This is a genomic window from Pseudomonas syringae group sp. 247E2 (assembly GCF_032587795.1).
In the GTDB taxonomy this organism is placed as follows: domain Bacteria; phylum Pseudomonadota; class Gammaproteobacteria; order Pseudomonadales; family Pseudomonadaceae; genus Aquipseudomonas; species Aquipseudomonas amygdali.
Genome location: NZ_JAWHPK010000025.1, coordinates 48,902 through 66,080, shown reverse-complemented (window position 1 = coordinate 66,080; position 17,179 = coordinate 48,902). Strand labels below are relative to the sequence as shown.

Genomic DNA, 17,179 nt, shown 5'->3' with positions numbered 1-17,179 from the left:
ACAATAATGAATAAGCCTGCGCTGCAACAAACCCCGGACGGGTTCTACCTGAACCGCACGCCGTGGTTCGCCTTCCTCCTGCTCTGTAGCATCTTCGCCCTTTGGGCTGCGGCCGCGAGCATGAACGACGTGCTGATCGCGCACTTCAAGAAAGCCTTCATGCTCAGCGACTTCCAGACCGCTTTCGTCCAGTCGGCGTTCTACCTGGGCTACTTTTTCGTCGCCATTCCGGCGGCACTGGTGGTGCGCCGCTTCAGCTACAAGACCACCATCCTTATCGGCCTGATGCTGTACCTGTTCGGCTGCGCTCTGTTCTTTCCGGCGGCATCGACCGCCAAGTACGGCATGTTCCTGATGGCGCTGTTCGTCATCGCCGCCGGCCTGTCGTTTCTCGAGACCGCGTGCAACACCTATTCGACACTGATGGGGCCGCGGGAAACCGGCACACGGCGCCTGAACATCTCGCAGACCTTCCACCCGTTCGGCGCCATGACCGGCGTGTACGTCGGCAGCTTCGTGATGTTCAAGGACAGCGACGCCACCAGCGAACAGCTGGCCCAGATGAGCGCCAGTGAGGCAGCGGCGCAGCAATTGCAGATGATCCAGTCGACCCTGCTGCCGTACAAATGGATGATCGCGGTACTCATATTGATGTTCATTCTGATCGCCATCACCCGCTTCCCCGCGTGCAAGGGCAACGGCACCGTCAGCGAACCGCGGGCGAGTATTGGCCAGAGCCTTGGCCGTCTGCGGCGCAATCCGCGCTTCTGCTTCGGTGTACTGGCGCAGTTCCTCTACGTCGGCGCGCAGGTCGGGGTGTGGAGCTTCACTATTCGTCTGGCCATGCAAATGGGCGGCATGAACGAGCGTAGTGCCTCGTGGTTCCTGCTGACCACCTTTGCCGCCTATTTTATCGGCAAGATGATCGCCAACCTGCTGATGCGCAAAATGCACCCGGCCAAAGTCCTCGCGGTGTATGGCGTGCTGTGCATCGTGCTGCTGGCCTACACCATTCTGGTGCCGAACATCACCGCGGTGTATGCCGCCGTGGGGGTCAGTGTGTTTCTCGGGCCTTGCTGGCCGACCATCTATGGCCTGACCATCGACGGGCTCGGCGAGGACACCGGTGTCGGCGGCTCGTTGCTGGTGATGAGCATCGTCGGCGGTGGCGTGATGCCGATCTTCCAGGGCCTGCTCAGCGATGCCAATGGCGGCAACATGCAGATTGCCTATAGCGTGCCGCTGCTGTGCTTCGTGGTCATCGTGATGTACGCAATGCACTGCATGCGTCAGCCGCAACCGGTACTGGGTGGCTCGGCCACGGCGGTGGCACAATGATTAGCGAAACCTTGCGCCTGCCGCTCTACCCACAGCTCTGGGACCAAGCCAGCCGGCTGCTGCTCGAATCTGCGAATTTCAGCGTGCGTGCCTGGACCTACCCCAGCGGCGTCAAGGCGCTGTCACTGGAAAACAGCCGCGGCAAGCTGGTGATCCTGCCCTGGCAAGGGCAAATGATCTGGTCGGCCGAATTCGACGGCGTTGATTTGACCATGCTCAATATGTTCACCCAGCCGCGGCCCAGTGCCAGCGTGATCGGCACCTACGGCTGTTTCATGTTTCACAGCGGCCTGCTGCGCAACGGTTGCCCGGGGCCCGAGGATGATCATGCGCTGCACGGCGAAATGCCCTGCGCGCTGATGGACGATGCCTGGCTGCAAGCAGGCGAAGACGAGCACGGCGCTTATCTGCGCCTCGGCGGCGCTTGTGAATACGTGCAGGGCTTCGGCGACCATTACCGGGCCAGCCCAAGCGTGACCCTGCGCCCGGCCAGCGGGCTGTTCGAGATCGACATGCAGGTGGTCAATCTGGCCGGCAAGGCCATGGACCTGATGTACATGGCGCACATGAACTACGCCTACGTCGACGACGCCCTCCTCACCCAGCCGCTGGGCTGCGAGCGCACAAGGGTGCGCGCCAGCGTGCCGGCCCATGTGCGGCCGACGCCGGCCTGGAGCGCCTACATCGCCGAACTCAGCCAGGACCCGACTCGCCTCAAGGTGCTCGACTCTCCCGCGCTTTATGACCCTGAGATCGTCTGCTTCTTCGACGATGTGCGCAGCGACGCCCAAGGACAGGCGCACTTCTTCCTTGATCATCCCGACGGCGCGGCGTTTTACACCCGCTACAGCCCCCGGAAATTTGAACATGCCGCGCGCTGGATCCTGCATAACACCGATCAGCAGGTGGCGGCCTTCGTCTTGCCCGCCACCTGCGAACCGGAGGGCTACCGCGCTGAACTCGCCAAAGGCAACGTGCGCAGCCTTGCGCCCGGTGCCAGCGCCGAGTTCAGCGTGACCACAGGTTACCTGAGCGCAGCCGAACGCCGGGCGCTGCAACCGTGATGTCTCTAGATTACAAGCTGCGCCCCGCCAGCCTCGATGGCCTCGCGGTAGCTACGCGGGATTTTCTTGTCGCTGACCACGCAATGGAAATCGCTCAAGGCACCGAAGTGTGCAGTGCGAACGGCGTCGAATTTGGAATGATCAGCCAGCAGCAGGCTTTGCCGGGCCTGGCGCATGACCTTCTGCTTGACCTCCACCTCGTGAAAATTGAAGCAGGTGACGCCGCAGTCCAGGCTGACCCCGGCCGCCGAGACAAAGGCCCAGGTCAGGCGCACGCCATCGAGGATGCTGGTTTCGGCGTGGCTCTCGAACACCTGGTTCTTGCGGTGGAATACACCGCCGCACAGGACGATGCTGCAGTTGGGTTTCTGCTGCAGCTTGAGCAGCACGTTGAGCGAGTTGCACACCGCGGTGAACTCAAGCTCGTCGGGGATGAAGTCGACCACGAAAGGGATCGTCGTGCCACAGTCGAAAAAAACCGTGTCGCCGGGACTGATGAAAGCGGCGGCCAGCTTGCCGATGCGGCGCTTCTCCTCGACATGGCGGGTGTCCTGCTCGCTGACCCGGTAATCCCCCGGTTCAGGATCATCGTGGGCACGGGTGATGTAGCCGCCCAACAGACTTAACTGCCCGGGGTGTCGGCTGAGGTCGCGACGCAAGGTCATTTCGGACACCTCGAGCAGCGCCGCCATCTCCCGCAGATGGATGGCTTTCTGATCCTGGAGGGCCTGTTGAATCTGTTTGATGCGGTCGGTTTTCTTGACGTCCACGGGCATCCCGGCAATCCGTTGTTGGTGTCGCTAGAGTAACACCAAGTGTTAATTTTATAACTTACGGGTATCCACCCAAGTATTTTTAATGATGACAGGAATCCTTTGATGAATTCACTCGAACCCGCTGCACTGGCCCAGGCCATCGATCACACCTTGCTGACCGCGGATGCCAGCCGAGAGCAGATTGCCACACTTTGCGCCGAAGCCCGGGAACACGGCTTCTACTCGGTGTGCGTGAACTCCAGCCAGGTGCCTTTTGCCGCTCGACAACTGGCCGGGTCTGCCGTGAAGGTCTGTGCGGTGGTGGGCTTTCCGCTGGGTGCCGGGCTGAGTGCCAGCAAAGCGTCGGAAGCAACCCTGACGATCGCCGCCGGAGCTCAGGAAATCGACATGGTGCTGAACATCGGCTGGCTCAAGGACGGCCTGTTCGATGAGGTCCGCGATGATATCGCCGCGGTGTTGCAGGCCTGTGGCAAGGTGCCGCTCAAAGTGATCCTGGAAACCTGCCTGCTCGATGAAGCGCAGAAGGTGCGCGCCTGCGAGATCTGCCGCGAACTGGGCGTGGCATTCGTCAAGACCTCCACCGGCTTCAGCCGCAGTGGCGCGACGCTTGAGGATGTGGCACTGATGCGCCGCGTAGTAGGCCCCGATATCGGCGTCAAGGCGTCTGGCGGCGTGCGCGACGTGGCCACGGCCAGAGCGATGATCGAAGCCGGCGCAACACGCCTGGGCACCAGTTCCGGGATTGCGATCGTGACAGGCGCAGGTACGGGGGCAGGCTATTGAGTCTGCGGGCTTTGAACATCAAAGCCCGCTGCACTTAGCTCAGATCGATCACGCCGGTCATGGCCGTGAAATGGCTTTGCTTGTGCTGAACCTTGTCGAGAACCTGCGCTGGGGTTGACTCACGGAATACCACCATGTGCCCGACGTCCTTACCGCCCTCGGTCACGCGTTCGATATCGTTGATCATCCAGGTGGTCAGCTCTTCGGCCGTAATGCCCAGTTCGGCCGCTACTCGCTGGTGAAGACGCTCGGCGTCGTGTTGATTGAGTTGATCGCTGTTCATGGGGCTGGCTCCTTCAAAGGGTGTTAAGTTCAGTCCCCGTGAGGGCTTCACAGTTCAGTCGGTTTTGAGCGGGATGGGAACGATCTGTCATTTCGGCTTTGCACCAGGCTCCCGACACTCCGGGTATTTGCATATTTATCTTGCGCCGGGAGGCTTCAGGGAGGCTGTAAACCGAGAAAGCAATCAGCCGGAAGACCATCTTAATTCCATGACTGCGATACTGACTCATGGCCGGTCAACTTCAGCTACAGGCAATGTCAGCTTTGGATCGTTTGTGGCCCCTCGCGACATGCAGTAATCGGTCAAAAGCGGCCTACCGTTGAGCGCGGTTCCTCCCCCGCTTGAGCACCAGCAGATGAATACAGCCGTTAGCCCCTCGAAGGCTAGGCGCGTTGCTACTCCATCCTCAGCCCTGGCATCCTGAGTAGCCTCTGCACTGACGCCAACCAGTCGCGAGCTAATATGGTAAACAAGACGAAGGGCTGTCCTTTATTACCAAACGCTATCATGAATAACGGAAGTTCAACCATGAATGAAGAGTGGATTCTCCAAACCAAGGAAACTCGCAGAGTATTTTCTAGCGCGGCATGGGTTCCTTTGAGAGCGTCTGTAGAAGACAAGAACGGAGATTTGAAAGAGATAGGTCATGTCAGTGAGTATTTTGGATGTGGCTCCGTTGCATTCCCGCCAGAACATCGAGTTTTTGCCGAAGAACGCCTTGGCTGGAGCGACATAGGAATAGGGCACACGGTCGCCCCGTATGCGTACGAAGATGGATATTATTCGTCAATCGATCAATATCAGTATAACGATAAAGAGCCAATAGGCTTTAACTTAGTTTACGTGCAGCCGCAGCCCGTCATAGGTGGCAATAAATGGATATTGAGTCCGGACCTCATCGTGGCCCTAGGCCTCATCAAAGAAGGTGCTAATTGGGTTAGACCTGAAGAAAACTTCGTAGTAGTAGCTCGCGAAACCTTCGACACGAACGGCGAACATCGTCTTATTGAAATAAAAAGAGAGTTTCTAATTGATTATTTGGCAGCTAGAAATTTGTCGCTTCGTCTATCGTATTATCGACAGAGAGTGGAAAATGTCGCCGCTTTACAGAACAGTGTTTATTCAAATTTGCAAACACGAAGCGAGGAAAGAGATAACGGTAGGTTCGAGCTAATCGTTAGGGATCTCAATGACGTGTTTGGGGGAAGCTGGGCGGTGTTTCGTGCGTGGAGGACGGACGTCGATGAGGAAGAAGACGCTCCGGTCATGGGGCCTGAAAATGATACGAACACAGGCCATGAAAGCTCCAATGGGCAACGTGGAGGCTATGCAGGTGTTCGGGTCGAGGGCGAGTTTTGGCGGGAGGAGTGGGTTGACCACCAATCAAAAAGCCAGCGCGTTCGTGGAGATACTGATCAGAACCTCCCTCAATTCATCGTGGAAACTGATGGGACTCGAATGCCATCACGGGCACTTAGGAACGAGGACATCGGTCGTTGGTTATGGTTTCGGGCGAGCGTTGTCACTGAGCTTCTGACTAATCGCGGCTTTAAGTTGACCTGGTACACTGGCGAAACTGGGGCCATTCAGTCCACATCAGGGTATAAAACTCACTTTGGGATCAATAGCTCTGACCTGCTTACTGTCTACGCCTATGACATCGCACGCTTGGCCTCGTGGGAACAACATATTTGGGCAGCATATAACACTGCTCCAGAAGGGAAAGTCTCAAGCGAGTTGCTAGAATCGCAGGTGAAGGCAAAACCAGCATCTACACATGCGGTTGAAGAACTATTCTTTGGAAGCATGAGGCTTCTAGAAGATGGGTTTCGGGAAAAATACAATATATCCTTATTCACCCATAACATTGATGATACCGAGGCAGGGCAACAAATATCTAGATTTGCGAGCAAGGATAGACCAACTCTACTCAGATTGGCCAAAGATATTATCCGAACATTCTCGGACAGACTCAACATACGCGAACTACGCAAGCTTTCTACACACGCGGAGAAAGATAAGCTTGGCTCGAATAAACTGCTACAAAGTATTCTGGCTCAGAGTATTGGAATCGACGGCGCCCAACGGGTGTTTGCTGAAATTGCCGGTGCTTATGGCATGCGAGTGGGAGATGCGCATCCTACTGGTTCGAAGGTTACAGATGCGATCCAGCTCGCGGGCGTTAATGAAGATAACTCGCCCTTGCGGCAAGGAGAGCAGCTCATTCACAACGTCGGGCGGTCGATTTGGTATACAGCAAAATACTTGTTCGGTGAGCCGGATGGTCAAGACGAGTAGCGGTCAAGGACGCTGGTACGATTATTTCTTCACCTCGGCTCGCCTGGCACTCGTCCGCTAAGCCGCTCGCCAGTTAAGCGCAGCGGCTTAGCGCGCAGCGATGGCAATGCCAACGCTGCGCTGGTCGAAAACTGCCTTTTATGACTGTCGGCTTCTGGCCGACTCCGGCCCATCCTGAAGGTAGGGGTCAACGTTCGTTGGGGTGGCGATTGGAAAGGGAATGGAAGATCGAAAGACGAGAGGTATTTAGATCTTCTTCGCTTCGAGCTTCGAGCTTCGATGAGATCGCTGTGAACAGTCGCCGTTTCTCGTCAAACCGGGGTCAGCTTGGACCGGTGCTCAGTCCCTATGCGTTCTAACACCTTGTTTGCCTACGTGAGCAACTGGCCGATAAAGAATGGCATCAGCGGAAGAATCATAGAAAGATTGGTAAAATGTGAATTCTTCACGGTTTCTTGTCTGACACATCCTCTCTATCATTTCGATAAGCCTATACTTGTCTGAATCAGCGGTTTTTATCCCGAATATAATACCGTCCAGATCATCAAAGGTATACCGAAGCTTTCTATCATCTTCGTTAATATAGGAGTTAAACTGAGACTTTAGAATTAGCCTGTACTCTTGCTCATTCGACCAGTGCCTTGTTTTTACCGTAAGGCTTTTAAAATTGTCTCTGTGATAATTAGCATGCCATTGCGGTTGGTTCTCGAAAACATCCATTTTTCGCGAACTTACATTTCCGCTTTTATCGGTATACCATTTATCTATAACTTCTTGAGCGCCATATCCAGCTAGGCTACAAAAGAAATCAAGATCAGGGCTTTTTTCTGTATAGGAGACTTTACTGAAGTGAAATTTGGTTTGAGTCCACCACTTTATGCCCTGCTTTAATCCGGGCTTCATGAGCGAGATTCCAGGCTGCCCTTCATCATTGTTCACTTTAAATTTAAGACAAACGCCCTGATGGTTATTGCCATACGTACCCCAGATTGCCGAGTTCTCACAATTCTCCATGAAACAGCTTACAAACCATTCAGAAGTTGTGAGTTTGATCCTGGAGGCCAAAAACTCTTCCGGAAAATCTATGCAAAGCCTTGTCCAATTTTTGGGCTCGCCTATTTTCGACCTAGCATAACCTTTTACCAGATCATCACTTCTTAAAAATGCCAATGCAGAACTATCGAATTCAGCCTCTAACAGCTCATCACCTAGGCCTTCGAAATAGTTTAGAAGATTGGTTGAAACTGTCAGCAACTCCTCATGCAATGCGCCATTTATACCGTAGCCTTTTTCAATAAGTTTGCAGGACACTAACACTTCAGAAATAATATGCATTGCAAAGGACTGAATCGACCGCAGGTGCAGCATTAGCTCATTCTGATTTACTTCTCGCTCTTTAAATGCCAAAACTGCGATATGTCTCTTTACATTTGGAGAGTCAAAAAATCTCGATATAAGATCGGCAATCTCTTTGTAGTTTTTAGGCGGCACTGCTTGAACTTCATAATTTGGATATATCGGAAAATCTAAAGCTTCAAACTCATCAGTAAAGTATTGAGTATTTCGAATGAGTAAGCAGTCCATGAAATGCTGGAAGAAATTCTCCCATACGACCGAATCCCCTTTCCATATGACCTCTCGGTGTCCTTCCAGTGGGTCGTTGAGCTTTTCCGGTGGCGAGAAATAGATATAGCACCCCTCCAGCTCGCTTTCTCTGTTACCGCCAAGCAGGCTACTGACAGGGCGAAACCTATAAAGATGATTGAGCACTACTGTCACTCCAGGTCTGTTTGAGCTTCCGTTTGTCACAATGCTGGGCATCTACGCTTCGATCTGACCCGGCACCGCAAGTCATACCACCAAGGTTACGTCATTTAAGGTCCGCTTTTGTCCGATTGCAGCCCCTTCAAGCCCAAATCTAATTCAACGATTCATAGCTTGGCATACGCAGCTTCAAAATCACGGAGCGCTTGGTTTACCTTGTATCGAAGCATCAGCGAAGCGAAAAGCTTTACCATTGCCTCGAACAAGACATGTCCTGATTGAATCTCACACTGACCGACGCAACCCTCGGAATACTCCCTAGGCTCATAGGCATAGATAGTGTAAAAACCCTGCCGGACTCACGATTCAGTCCTGCCGAGATACGAGTGACAGAACTCTCTGTCACGTTTAAGTCAGGACGCGAAAACTCCAAGACATCATCGAATGGAATGAACATAGCTGAGGCAGACATAACAAATAGACTCGCGATATCCAACACCTCTTCAACTTTTTCAATCTCAGGAGTCGCATACTCGTGCTCAAGAATATTTCGTATATCGACGACTTTACGCAACAGACTCGGTGCCAATAATCCAAGCGCCCTTAGCCGTTCGATCTTCTTTGGCACGTTCCATCGAAGTGACGAGTAACCAAAAGAGATCAACAACTGATCAAACTGACAGACAATGGCGCGTTTTGCATTGGTCGTTGTATTGACGAGAGCCGCCAACCCGCCCCGTTCAAAATCGTCTTCCGCCAAGGTCAAAAATTCGACAGGTGAGGTTTTCAACTCTGTCATTTCAAAACCACCACCGCCTAACGCGACTCCACATTTGCTCATATCAAATCCATGAGCAAGGCAAAACTCTTTGATATCCATCTCACGCCCCTGTGTATTGGCGGCCAACAGGTGTTCGGTTAAAAATAGCGTATCAGCGATAACACAGAAAATGTCTGCTGTCGCTAGTGATCAGCATCGAAGTCCCCTCACCCTGCTGCCAATGCACCGCTAAGCCGACCGCTATCGACCCAAAGCGGACCCAGTGGCTTTCGTCATGTTTGACTGTGTATGCTCGCCTTTCGCGACGTCATGAGCGTCTGGCACATAGCCGCCAATTCTGGGATAGCCGCAGCCAGCGTGGACAACACCTGATACATCTCCTGGGCATCTGGAAATGGATATACATCCAGGCTCATGGCAATCCTAAGCTTGCGCGGGTCGAGCTGTTCTCTAAGCCACGTCTCGACCTCACGCGTCATTGCCGCGCCGTTATCGTTTGTTTGCCAAGCCAATAAATTGAACAGTTCGGCAACCAGCTCTTCGGGCACTGTTCGGGGTATATTCGCGAACAGGCGATTAGATAGGTCAAGCTCGCCAAATACGCTTACCACGTCCTGCACCGCGTCAAACGCCTGGGTGTACTCGGCGGCATTGCGCTCAATATTAATGATGTCGAGCGCTTGTTTTAGCGATGGGTGCATCTGGTCATTCCATGGTGTTGCAGGGGGGGGTTAATCATACGGGCATGTAGACCCAACGCATCGTCAGCGCGCATAGCAACGGTGTGGCAACGTCTCACAGCTTAGAAGCGAGCGTTCAGAACGAAAAGAAATATCTTTTTACCTGTTACAAGCGTCCGCTTCTGGCCGATAGCGATCAGTCGCCACCGGCAGATTCAAGCCCAAGCGGAAACGCCTGCGACCCGACGCAATACCCTGGACATTACACGGCGATGTAGAATCATTCCTCGCCAACCAGCCGCCGGCGAAGAACGCCGCACAGGCCTTTTCTAAATCCATGCGGGTGAGCTTTTTGAAATCCTCCCAGCGTAACTCACAAACGGCAACGCCTCTGCGGCTGTATGAACTGAGGTAAAGACGGGCATTACTGCTGGTGCCGTGATTGCAGTTTCCATCATTTTTGAGGACCCATGTGCAAATGCGGCTCCTGCCATTGGGCGCCGGTGGTTGTGCATCATATTGGTATTCGAACCGCGAGCACCGGGGCTTTCGTTATGTGAGGGAATCCAACCTCAGGCCCGACTCAAGGTTCGTTTCCCTGGAAAGCATCAAGTCATTGTCTTGGTGATGGACTCGCGAGGGTAAACGCTCCGGTATCGCACCACGCCATTGACGATTACTTGAGCCCCCTCCTTCACCGTCATATCAATACAACGCAAAGCCCCTGAATTCTGAAAGCAATTCAGGGGCTTTGCGGTTTCTGACGTTTCAAAAATCGGCTGTCAGACGCCGCATGGGCGAATGACCAAGATAAGCCTGGAAACGATAGGACGTTCTGAATGCAATCAAACAATCCCAATCAAAATCCGATCCCAGTCCCTACGCCAACCGCCTCATGGACAAATCCATCAACCCCATCAGATCCCTCTGCTCTCTCAGCGAAAGCACCAGCCGCGCGATGGATCGGCTGCTCTCTACCTCGGACAAGGACAGCCCCTTTACATACAGCTGGATATCACCTGACTCGGGGTGGAGAAGCTTCACTGAAAAGGTTTCATCCAGCGCGACGACGCACTCGCACTTTGACGGCAGAAAGGCCGTTTCAAGAACGCGTTGAATATCGGGTTTTGAAAACATGGTGCGTCCTCTGCAAAGGGCTGAATCGTGATGTAAAGAGTAGACGAGTTTTAGGTGAATAGGTTTCCGACCTGCGCAACTGCTGCACACGGCGCGGCGGACTTTTTGTGGCGACTGCCCGGGACTGTTTTTTCTGATCAAGGTAACTGCCTGCAACGCATCACGCTGTCTGGTCTAAAGTACCCTCTTCTGAACTCCCCGAGCGTCGACCGACATGAATGAACGCGCACGTGAACTGGCGTCTCGTCTGATTCGCAATTTCAATAAGGCCCCACTCCAACATGAGGTTCGTGAACCTCTCTATGAAAGCTCGGCAGCCCGTTTGGGCGCGGGCACGGCAGCGCAAAAGCTCGGGGCCTCGATTGATGTCGTCGCGCCGGGCAAGCGCTCGTGCCCTTATCACTTTCATCATGCGCAGGAAGAGATGTTCGTGATCATTGAGGGCGAAGGCAGTTTGCGTGTCGCAGGCGAGATGCTGCCGATCCGGACGGGTGACATCGTGTTTATCCCGGCGGGCTCCGAATACCCTCATCAGATAATCAACACCTCGCAGGCGCCGCTGAAGTACCTGTCGATCAGCACCCGGGAAACGCCGGAGGTCTGTGAATACCCCGACTCGGGGAAGTACCAGGCGATGGTTTCAGTGCAGGGAACCCGGGTGTTTACCGCTAACCAGCGGACCACTGAAAACCTCGATTACTGGGAAGGCGAGCCCTGATTTCAATTGTTCATAAATTGTATCCGGCAGTTCACGCTTTTTTCACGTTCGCGGGTTTATTGTTAACTCAATTCCCAGCAAGACCTTAAGCCCGCTACCCCCCATCGCGGGCTTTTCTTTGTCTGCGATTTGAGCATGCAGCGTCTGGCATGGGTCAAGAGACATCAGGGACACGACTGCTCAAGCAAGCGTCGGGCAGACAGGGAACATCATGCAGAAAACGATTTCCAAGTCCTACCTCCCGGATGAAACCCTGCAATCATGAAAAATACCCTGAAAAAACTGCTCATCGCCGTTGCGTGTCTGGCGGCTGCTCCCGCGTTCGCTGCGTGTCAGATGGCGCCGGTGGCGTATGACATGCCTTCGCAACGTTTGGACGAGGCCTTGCAGCAACTGGCGCATCGATCAGGCTGCCCGGTGAAGGTCGATCTGGGCGCTGACAGCAGCAGAAAGGTCAAGAAATTCAAGGGTACGTTCACGCCGGATCAGGCACTTTGGCTGGTGTTGAAGAAAACCGGGCTGGAGGGCTATGTCGAAAACGACGGGCTCACCGTTGATCGTCGAGGCCAGGATTTCGTAAACCAGCGGGCAACAGAGCTACGCACAGCTATCGATGAGGCAGGCACACGAATGGAAGCCAGAAAGAAAAAGCGCTTTCTTCACCAGCTGGAGACCATCGAAGCCGGAGCGAAGAAACTGGTTCTTGAGCAGAGCTTTGTCAGCGCAGCCGAGATGGCGAGTTACAAGCGTGACTTCGACGAACTGTCGAGCCAGATACCGGCCAGCAAGTGATCCCGCGATAATTGCGCTAACATTTGCCACTTTTGAGCAAAAGGCCGAACGCGCTGTGGATGACCGATGAAAAAAACCACATTACTCCTCTTGGCACTGGCCCTGCCTGCGCTTGCTCAAGGCGCGGGCGATGCAGAGGCCGGGAAAGCAGTCTTCACCCGCCTCTGCTCGGGCTGTCACAAGATCGGCCCTTCTGCACGCAGCGCATTTGGCCCGCCCCTCAACGGCATCATTGGTCGTCAGGCGGGGCATCAGGAAGGCTACGTTTACACCGACGCGATGAAGAACTCGGGGCTGGTCTGGACGCGCGAAGAGTTGCGCACGTATATCAAAGACCCAGGCGAAGTCGTGCCTGGCACGCGGATGAAACTGTGGTGGATGGGCAACGATGAGCGAATGGAAGACCTGCTCGAATACCTGGACGCAAACAAATAATACGGACAGGTAGATAAACCGCCCTCGGTGTTTACCGAGGGCAGTCGCTCAGTTACTTATCCGGGGTGTACGGCGGGTAATCATCCTTGCTGCCCTTGTCAGTGGCTGGAGTCTTGGCGGGCTCGCTCGGATCGATTTGCGGGTCCTGGGTTTTCGGTGACTCTTCGTCAAAACCCGGATCATTCTTGTCTTCGTTGCTGCTGCCTGGATTGGTGCCGGTCATGTGAGCCTCCACTGGTTAAATTCAGAACCTGATAGTCAGAAAGCGGATCAACATAGCCGTGCGATATGTCTGACGAACGGGGCCTTGCAGCAAGAGGATATGGCGGCGTTCAGAGGCAAATGGTAGCCTTGCGCCATGCAAGGAGAGAACCATGAAAAGGCTTTCAATCACGCTGGCAGTGTTAGCGCTGCTGGGTGCAGGCACGGCGTACGGCGAGATCTTCAAATGCACATCAGCGCAGGGACAGGTGAGCTATGCGTCGATCCCCTGTGACAACGCTGCACAGAGCGCGCTGCAGCGCCAGGGCCCGCCGAACATGCGGCGCGAGGGTGAGCCTATCGATTATGTTCACCAGACCAATCTCAAGGCCACTGAATACCTGAAGATCAGTGGCCGCACCCACGTGACGGTCTACGAGACGGAACGCTACAAGGCGTATCAACGAAACCGCCCGCCACCGCCGAACATCCCTTCGCAGTGCCAGAGCCCGCGTTACGACAGCCAGTGCTTTGATCCGTCGGGTGGCATGTCTTCAAAAAAACAAGCGGCTCGCCAGGACGCCGCTCGATAAGCTATCGCGCGGTTTTCACATCGGCACGCACTTCGCTGATCTGTATCTCCGGGATCAGGTCGGTGTAGTTGGTGATGTCGGCATTGATCTGCTTTGAATGCGGCCCCATGCCGGCTTCAAAGTCTTCTATGGAATCGCAATAGATGTGGCACATGCCGATATACCGAGGCTCGGAGCCCGGCGTTGCTCCGCCTATGCCTCTGTCGACGCTGTAGCCTTTGCAGTAACTGCCCATCAGCTCTTGCACCAGCGGCAAGTGTTTGTCGCGATAGTAATCGTGGTCGAAACGGGCACCCTCTTCATACGCATACAGCACACTGACTTTAATCATCTTGATAGGCTCCTGAGTGAAGGATCAATACATTCGTCTGAGCACTCTAGCGATTATTGCGGCCGGGTGCTGACATCAATGACGTGCTCCCTCACAATCACGCCGTCTTGCCCCCTGCCGTGAAAAGCGGCCGGGCTATCGAAACGTTTTGAGGAACCCCGCATGAATACGCTTGAGTGGAACGAGGCCGCGCTGGCGAAATACCTCGCGACCCATCCGACCCTGAAGGACGAAATCAGCGCGTTGAGCCCGAAAGAGCAAAAGCAGCAATTACAGTGGGCTTTTGAAGATGAGGCCGAGAGCCAAGGCATCGAGACCTGGGAACTGGCGCTGGAACTGATTGCCGAGTCGCCCGAACAGTTGCAGAGCATGCGCCTTGAAGCACACCGCCAGGTCGCCGAGGCGCTGGGCATGGACTGGGAAGAATATTGCGGCTTCAACGATATCCAGCCATGACCCGAGCCGCCGTTGAGGGTAAATCGGCCATTGATTGGCGATCTACCGAGTGACTCATCAGTCAGCGCTTTACCTGTTCCTTATGGGTGAGTAACGTCTGCTCACTTCAATAAAGGAATCACGTCATGAGTGATCTGGTCTCGTACCATCTGGACGACGGTGTCGCCACGCTGACCCTGAACAACGGCAAGGTCAATGCCATTTCCCCGGACGTAATCATCGCGTTCAATGCTGCGCTGGATCAGGCCGAACAGGACCGGGCAATCGTGATCGTCACTGGACAGCCCGGCATTCTCTCGGGCGGCTACGACCTCAAGGTGATGACCTCGAGCGCCGAAGCGGCGATCAATCTGGTTGCTCAGGGCTCCACCCTGGCGCGCAGAATGCTGTCGCACCCCTTCCCGATCATCGTCGCCTGCCCCGGCCACGCCGTTGCCAAGGGTGCCTTTTTGCTGCTGTCCGCCGATTATCGAATCGGTGTCGCAGGGCCATTCAGTATCGGATTGAACGAAGTGCAGATCGGCATGACCATGCACCACGCCGGCATCGAACTGGCGCGTGACCGGTTGCGTAAATCAGCCTTCAATCGCTCGGTGATCAATGCCGAAATGTTCGACCCTGAAGGAGCGATGGCCGCCGGCTTCCTGGACAAGGTGGTCAGCGTCGATGAACTGCAAGGCACCGCACTTGCGGTCGCCGCACAGTTGAAGAAGATCAACATGAGCGCGCACAAGAAGACCAAACTCAAGGTCAGAAAAGCCTTGCTCGATACACTGGCTGCAGCTATCGAGCAGGATCGGCAACACATGCTGTGATACCCAATCGAAGCCCGCCCGCGCGGGCTTTTGTTTACCGGCGAACTCATACGCATTTGATCAATCTGATCAGCTACCGCGCATGTTTTTTGCGCCACTGACATATTGAAGAAGCGATAGCGCCATGGGTCGAGTTGTTGCAGCAGCGGTGTACAGCAAAGGCAAAAAAGTCCGCGATATAACCCTTGATGAGGGTGCCGCCTGGGCCGCCAAACCCGATCATTTCGTCTGGATCGGCCTGGAGCAGCCCAGTAATGAGGAACTGACCAGCCTGAAAGAACAGTTCAACCTGCATGAACTGGCCCTTGAAGATGCCATGGAGGTTCACAGCCGTCCAAAGCTGGAAACCTTTGGCGATGCGCTGTTTATCGTGACCTACGCGCCGGTACGCGAAAACGGCAAGCTGCTGTTCATCGAAACCCATATCTTCGCGGGCAAGGGCTATGTCATCACCTCGCGCAACGGCCATTCCAAGTCCTACGGGCTGGTGCGTCAGCGCTGCGAGGCCAGGCCACTGCTGCTGGAGCACGGCGAAGACTTCGTGCTCTACGCCCTCCTGGACTTCGTCACCGAGAACTATCAACCGGTGACCGAAGCCATCCATGCCGAACTTGAACTGTTGGAGCAAAGTGTCATCGGCGGCTCGTTGCGCGAATCCGACATCCAGCACATTCATGCACTGCGCCGTGACCTTTTGCGCATGCGCCGTTATGTAGCGCCGATGGTGGAAGTGGGTGAAGAACTGCAGAGACTCAGTTTCCCGTTCATCGACAAGAACATGCGCCCCTACTTTCGCGACGTGGAAATTCACGTCAAGCGGCAGATGGAAGACCTGGGCAACCTGTGTGACATCGCCAGCCAGACAATCGAAATCGGCCTGTTGCTGGAGTCTTCGAGACAAAGCATCGTGCAGCGCAAGTTTGCTGGCTGGGCAGCGATTCTGGCCTTTCCAACCGCAATTGCCGGCATCTACGGCATGAACTTCGAGAACATGCCGGAGCTCAAGTGGGAATACGGCTACTTCATCGTGCTGGGCGTCATTCTGGGCGGGTGTACGGCGCTGTTTGCCAGCTTCAAGCGCTCTGGCTGGCTATAGCACCGCCACTGCATTCCCGTTCAAACAGCCACGCGCCGGATCAGACAGACTGTTTTTCCGGCTTGTGCGCCACAAAGCGCATCATCCATTCTGCCACCGTCGTCCCATGATGGTCGTGATCCAGGCTGGCAACACCCTGTTGGTAAACCTGTTCGCCCAGCGCTTCCTGACGAAGATCAAGCAAGGTCCGGGAAAACTCGTGAATGAACTCGGGATGGCCCTGGAAACACAGCACCTGATCATTGATATGGTAGGCCGCAAATGGACAGAACTCGCTGGATGCAAGCACCGTTGCGTTCTCGGGCAGCGCGGTCACCTGATCCTGGTGGCTGATCAGCAACGTGAGCTTGTCCATTGCTGGCGTCATCCACGGTCTGGCGGGTGCCAATTGATAGTGATGAATACCCACACCCCACCCCTGCACGGCACGCTCGGTCCTGCCGCCCAGGAGCAAGGCCAGCAACTGGTGACCAAAGCAGATACCCAGCAGTTTTTCGCCGCGCTGATACAGCTCCAGCAGATAAACCTTCAAGGTCTGAATCCAGGGATCGGTGCCAAACGAGTCTGCCTTGCTGCCGGTCACCAGATAAGCATCGAACTGCTCGTCTGCAGGTGGATAGTCCCCTTGCACCACGTTGTAAACCGTCAGCTCTGCAGCGATTGGCTGGCGAGCGAAGAGCAATTCGAACATCCGCCCGTACCCCTGGTATTGCTCGACCAGCTCCGGTCGCAGGTTGTCGGTTTCCAGAATACAGATGCGTAAAGACATAAAAGAGGCCCTGAAACAATGATGAGGCAATAGCGCACGGGCAGAGCCTGCCTTGAAGGCATCGGCAAA

The 17,179-nt window shown here is 54.8% G+C and carries 20 protein-coding genes; 11 read left to right on the top strand and 9 right to left on the bottom strand.

Annotation, left to right across the window (positions count from 1 at the left end; genetic code table 11):
- Positions 1-6: 6 nt before the first annotated feature.
- Together fucP and RYC18_RS20750 are read left to right on the top strand one after the other, a co-directional pair.
- Positions 7-1,338, top strand: coding sequence for an L-fucose:H+ symporter permease (gene fucP, locus RYC18_RS20755; RefSeq protein WP_316886687.1), 1,332 nt, complete (start codon positions 7-9; stop codon positions 1,336-1,338).
- Positions 1,335-2,402: an aldose 1-epimerase family protein gene (locus RYC18_RS20750; RefSeq protein ID WP_316886686.1), complete on the top strand. Its 1,068-nt coding sequence runs from the start codon at positions 1,335-1,337 to the stop codon at positions 2,400-2,402. The genes fucP and RYC18_RS20750 overlap by 4 nt, the downstream gene beginning before the upstream one ends.
- A gap of 5 nt (positions 2,403-2,407) precedes the next feature.
- On the opposite strand, the gene deoR is transcribed toward RYC18_RS20750, so the two are convergent.
- Entirely contained in the window at positions 2,408-3,178 is a 771-nt protein-coding gene (deoR, locus tag RYC18_RS20745; RefSeq protein WP_042916449.1) for a DNA-binding transcriptional repressor DeoR, read from the bottom strand.
- A 102-nt stretch (positions 3,179-3,280) separates the two neighbouring features.
- On the opposite strand from deoR, the gene deoC reads away from it, so the two are divergent.
- Complete coding sequence (gene deoC / locus RYC18_RS20740; protein WP_005783012.1) at positions 3,281-3,961, top strand: deoxyribose-phosphate aldolase; 681 nt, start codon at positions 3,281-3,283, stop codon at positions 3,959-3,961.
- A gap of 34 nt (positions 3,962-3,995) precedes the next feature.
- On the opposite strand, the gene RYC18_RS20735 is transcribed toward deoC, so the two are convergent.
- Complete coding sequence (locus RYC18_RS20735; protein WP_005748168.1) at positions 3,996-4,244, bottom strand: hypothetical protein; 249 nt, start codon at positions 4,242-4,244, stop codon at positions 3,996-3,998.
- 528 nt (positions 4,245-4,772) lie between these two features.
- Here RYC18_RS20735 and RYC18_RS20730 point away from each other — a divergent pair.
- Positions 4,773-6,542, top strand: coding sequence for a hypothetical protein (locus tag RYC18_RS20730; protein WP_316886685.1), 1,770 nt, complete (start codon positions 4,773-4,775; stop codon positions 6,540-6,542).
- A gap of 339 nt (positions 6,543-6,881) precedes the next feature.
- Here the strand turns inward: RYC18_RS20730 and RYC18_RS20725 are convergent, their stop codons facing one another.
- The 4 genes from RYC18_RS20725 to RYC18_RS20710 all read right to left on the bottom strand — a co-directional run bounded on the left by RYC18_RS20725 (position 6,882) and on the right by RYC18_RS20710 (position 10,904).
- Positions 6,882-8,312: a DUF2971 domain-containing protein gene (locus RYC18_RS20725; protein ID WP_316886684.1), complete on the bottom strand. Its 1,431-nt coding sequence runs from the start codon at positions 8,310-8,312 to the stop codon at positions 6,882-6,884.
- A 241-nt stretch (positions 8,313-8,553) separates the two neighbouring features.
- Complete coding sequence (locus RYC18_RS20720) at positions 8,554-9,186, bottom strand: hypothetical protein (RefSeq protein ID WP_316886683.1); 633 nt, start codon at positions 9,184-9,186, stop codon at positions 8,554-8,556.
- Positions 9,187-9,359: 173 nt separating this feature from the next.
- Positions 9,360-9,788 (bottom strand): hypothetical protein, encoded by a 429-nt coding sequence (locus RYC18_RS20715; RefSeq protein ID WP_316886682.1) that lies wholly within the window; start codon positions 9,786-9,788, stop codon positions 9,360-9,362.
- 858 nt (positions 9,789-10,646) lie between these two features.
- Positions 10,647-10,904, bottom strand: a complete 258-nt coding sequence (locus tag RYC18_RS20710) for a DUF1652 domain-containing protein (protein ID WP_004661336.1) — start codon at positions 10,902-10,904, stop codon at positions 10,647-10,649.
- 214 nt (positions 10,905-11,118) lie between these two features.
- On the opposite strand from RYC18_RS20710, the gene RYC18_RS20705 reads away from it, so the two are divergent.
- The 3 genes from RYC18_RS20705 (at position 11,119) to RYC18_RS20695 (ending at position 12,849) form a co-directional block, all read left to right on the top strand.
- On the top strand, positions 11,119-11,622 hold the full coding sequence (locus tag RYC18_RS20705; protein ID WP_316886681.1) for a cupin domain-containing protein: 504 nt from the start codon (positions 11,119-11,121) through the stop codon (positions 11,620-11,622).
- A 261-nt stretch (positions 11,623-11,883) separates the two neighbouring features.
- A complete protein-coding gene (locus RYC18_RS20700) occupies positions 11,884-12,414 on the top strand; it encodes a hypothetical protein (RefSeq protein ID WP_005744366.1) in 531 nt (176 codons plus the stop codon).
- A gap of 66 nt (positions 12,415-12,480) precedes the next feature.
- The gene (locus RYC18_RS20695) at positions 12,481-12,849 is read left to right on the top strand and encodes a c-type cytochrome (RefSeq protein ID WP_316886679.1); all 369 of its coding nucleotides are present in this window, start codon (positions 12,481-12,483) and stop codon (positions 12,847-12,849) included.
- A gap of 52 nt (positions 12,850-12,901) precedes the next feature.
- Here RYC18_RS20695 and RYC18_RS20690 read toward each other — a convergent pair whose 3' ends face one another.
- Positions 12,902-13,072: a DUF6021 family protein gene (locus tag RYC18_RS20690; protein ID WP_005782995.1), complete on the bottom strand. Its 171-nt coding sequence runs from the start codon at positions 13,070-13,072 to the stop codon at positions 12,902-12,904.
- Positions 13,073-13,223: 151 nt separating this feature from the next.
- Between RYC18_RS20690 and RYC18_RS20685 the strand changes: the two genes are divergently transcribed.
- The gene (locus tag RYC18_RS20685; protein ID WP_005782994.1) at positions 13,224-13,643 is read left to right on the top strand and encodes a DUF4124 domain-containing protein; all 420 of its coding nucleotides are present in this window, start codon (positions 13,224-13,226) and stop codon (positions 13,641-13,643) included.
- Between the two features lies 1 nt (position 13,644).
- Here RYC18_RS20685 and RYC18_RS20680 read toward each other — a convergent pair whose 3' ends face one another.
- On the bottom strand, positions 13,645-13,974 hold the full coding sequence (locus tag RYC18_RS20680; protein ID WP_005782993.1) for an EthD family reductase: 330 nt from the start codon (positions 13,972-13,974) through the stop codon (positions 13,645-13,647).
- 162 nt (positions 13,975-14,136) lie between these two features.
- Here RYC18_RS20680 and RYC18_RS20675 point away from each other — a divergent pair, with 162 nt between their 5' ends.
- The 3 genes from RYC18_RS20675 to RYC18_RS20665 all read left to right on the top strand — a co-directional run bounded on the left by RYC18_RS20675 (position 14,137) and on the right by RYC18_RS20665 (position 16,341).
- Positions 14,137-14,430, top strand: coding sequence for a DUF6388 family protein (locus RYC18_RS20675; RefSeq protein WP_004664517.1), 294 nt, complete (start codon positions 14,137-14,139; stop codon positions 14,428-14,430).
- Positions 14,431-14,555: 125 nt separating this feature from the next.
- On the top strand, positions 14,556-15,245 hold the full coding sequence (locus RYC18_RS20670; RefSeq protein WP_316886678.1) for a crotonase/enoyl-CoA hydratase family protein: 690 nt from the start codon (positions 14,556-14,558) through the stop codon (positions 15,243-15,245).
- 124 nt (positions 15,246-15,369) lie between these two features.
- On the top strand, positions 15,370-16,341 hold the full coding sequence (locus RYC18_RS20665; protein WP_004664514.1) for a magnesium and cobalt transport protein CorA: 972 nt from the start codon (positions 15,370-15,372) through the stop codon (positions 16,339-16,341).
- Between the two features lie 40 nt (positions 16,342-16,381).
- Here the strand turns inward: RYC18_RS20665 and RYC18_RS20660 are convergent, their stop codons facing one another.
- On the bottom strand, positions 16,382-17,110 hold the full coding sequence (locus RYC18_RS20660; protein WP_016981401.1) for an amidotransferase: 729 nt from the start codon (positions 17,108-17,110) through the stop codon (positions 16,382-16,384).
- Positions 17,111-17,179 lie beyond the last annotated feature (69 nt).

Excerpts from the sequence above, each read along its gene's own strand:
- fucP (WP_316886687.1), top strand. The coding sequence starts at position 7 with ATGAATAAGCCTGCGCTGCAACAAACCCCGGACGGGTTCTACCTGAAC.
- RYC18_RS20750 (WP_316886686.1), top strand. The coding sequence starts at position 1,335 with ATGATTAGCGAAACCTTGCGCCTGCCGCTCTACCCACAGCTCTGGGAC.
- deoR (WP_042916449.1), bottom strand. The coding sequence starts at position 3,178 with ATGCCCGTGGACGTCAAGAAAACCGACCGCATCAAACAGATTCAACAG.
- deoC (WP_005783012.1), top strand. The coding sequence starts at position 3,281 with ATGAATTCACTCGAACCCGCTGCACTGGCCCAGGCCATCGATCACACC.
- RYC18_RS20735 (WP_005748168.1), bottom strand. The coding sequence starts at position 4,244 with ATGAACAGCGATCAACTCAATCAACACGACGCCGAGCGTCTTCACCAG.
- RYC18_RS20730 (WP_316886685.1), top strand. The coding sequence starts at position 4,773 with ATGAATGAAGAGTGGATTCTCCAAACCAAGGAAACTCGCAGAGTATTT.
- RYC18_RS20720 (WP_316886683.1), bottom strand. The coding sequence starts at position 9,186 with ATGGATATCAAAGAGTTTTGCCTTGCTCATGGATTTGATATGAGCAAA.
- RYC18_RS20715 (WP_316886682.1), bottom strand. The coding sequence starts at position 9,788 with ATGCACCCATCGCTAAAACAAGCGCTCGACATCATTAATATTGAGCGC.
- RYC18_RS20710 (WP_004661336.1), bottom strand. The coding sequence starts at position 10,904 with ATGTTTTCAAAACCCGATATTCAACGCGTTCTTGAAACGGCCTTTCTG.
- RYC18_RS20705 (WP_316886681.1), top strand. The coding sequence starts at position 11,119 with ATGAATGAACGCGCACGTGAACTGGCGTCTCGTCTGATTCGCAATTTC.
- RYC18_RS20700 (WP_005744366.1), top strand. The coding sequence starts at position 11,884 with ATGAAAAATACCCTGAAAAAACTGCTCATCGCCGTTGCGTGTCTGGCG.
- RYC18_RS20695 (WP_316886679.1), top strand. The coding sequence starts at position 12,481 with ATGAAAAAAACCACATTACTCCTCTTGGCACTGGCCCTGCCTGCGCTT.
- RYC18_RS20690 (WP_005782995.1), bottom strand. The coding sequence starts at position 13,072 with ATGACCGGCACCAATCCAGGCAGCAGCAACGAAGACAAGAATGATCCG.
- RYC18_RS20685 (WP_005782994.1), top strand. The coding sequence starts at position 13,224 with ATGAAAAGGCTTTCAATCACGCTGGCAGTGTTAGCGCTGCTGGGTGCA.
- RYC18_RS20680 (WP_005782993.1), bottom strand. The coding sequence starts at position 13,974 with ATGATTAAAGTCAGTGTGCTGTATGCGTATGAAGAGGGTGCCCGTTTC.
- RYC18_RS20675 (WP_004664517.1), top strand. The coding sequence starts at position 14,137 with ATGAATACGCTTGAGTGGAACGAGGCCGCGCTGGCGAAATACCTCGCG.
- RYC18_RS20670 (WP_316886678.1), top strand. The coding sequence starts at position 14,556 with ATGAGTGATCTGGTCTCGTACCATCTGGACGACGGTGTCGCCACGCTG.
- RYC18_RS20665 (WP_004664514.1), top strand. The coding sequence starts at position 15,370 with ATGGGTCGAGTTGTTGCAGCAGCGGTGTACAGCAAAGGCAAAAAAGTC.
- RYC18_RS20660 (WP_016981401.1), bottom strand. The coding sequence starts at position 17,110 with ATGTCTTTACGCATCTGTATTCTGGAAACCGACAACCTGCGACCGGAG.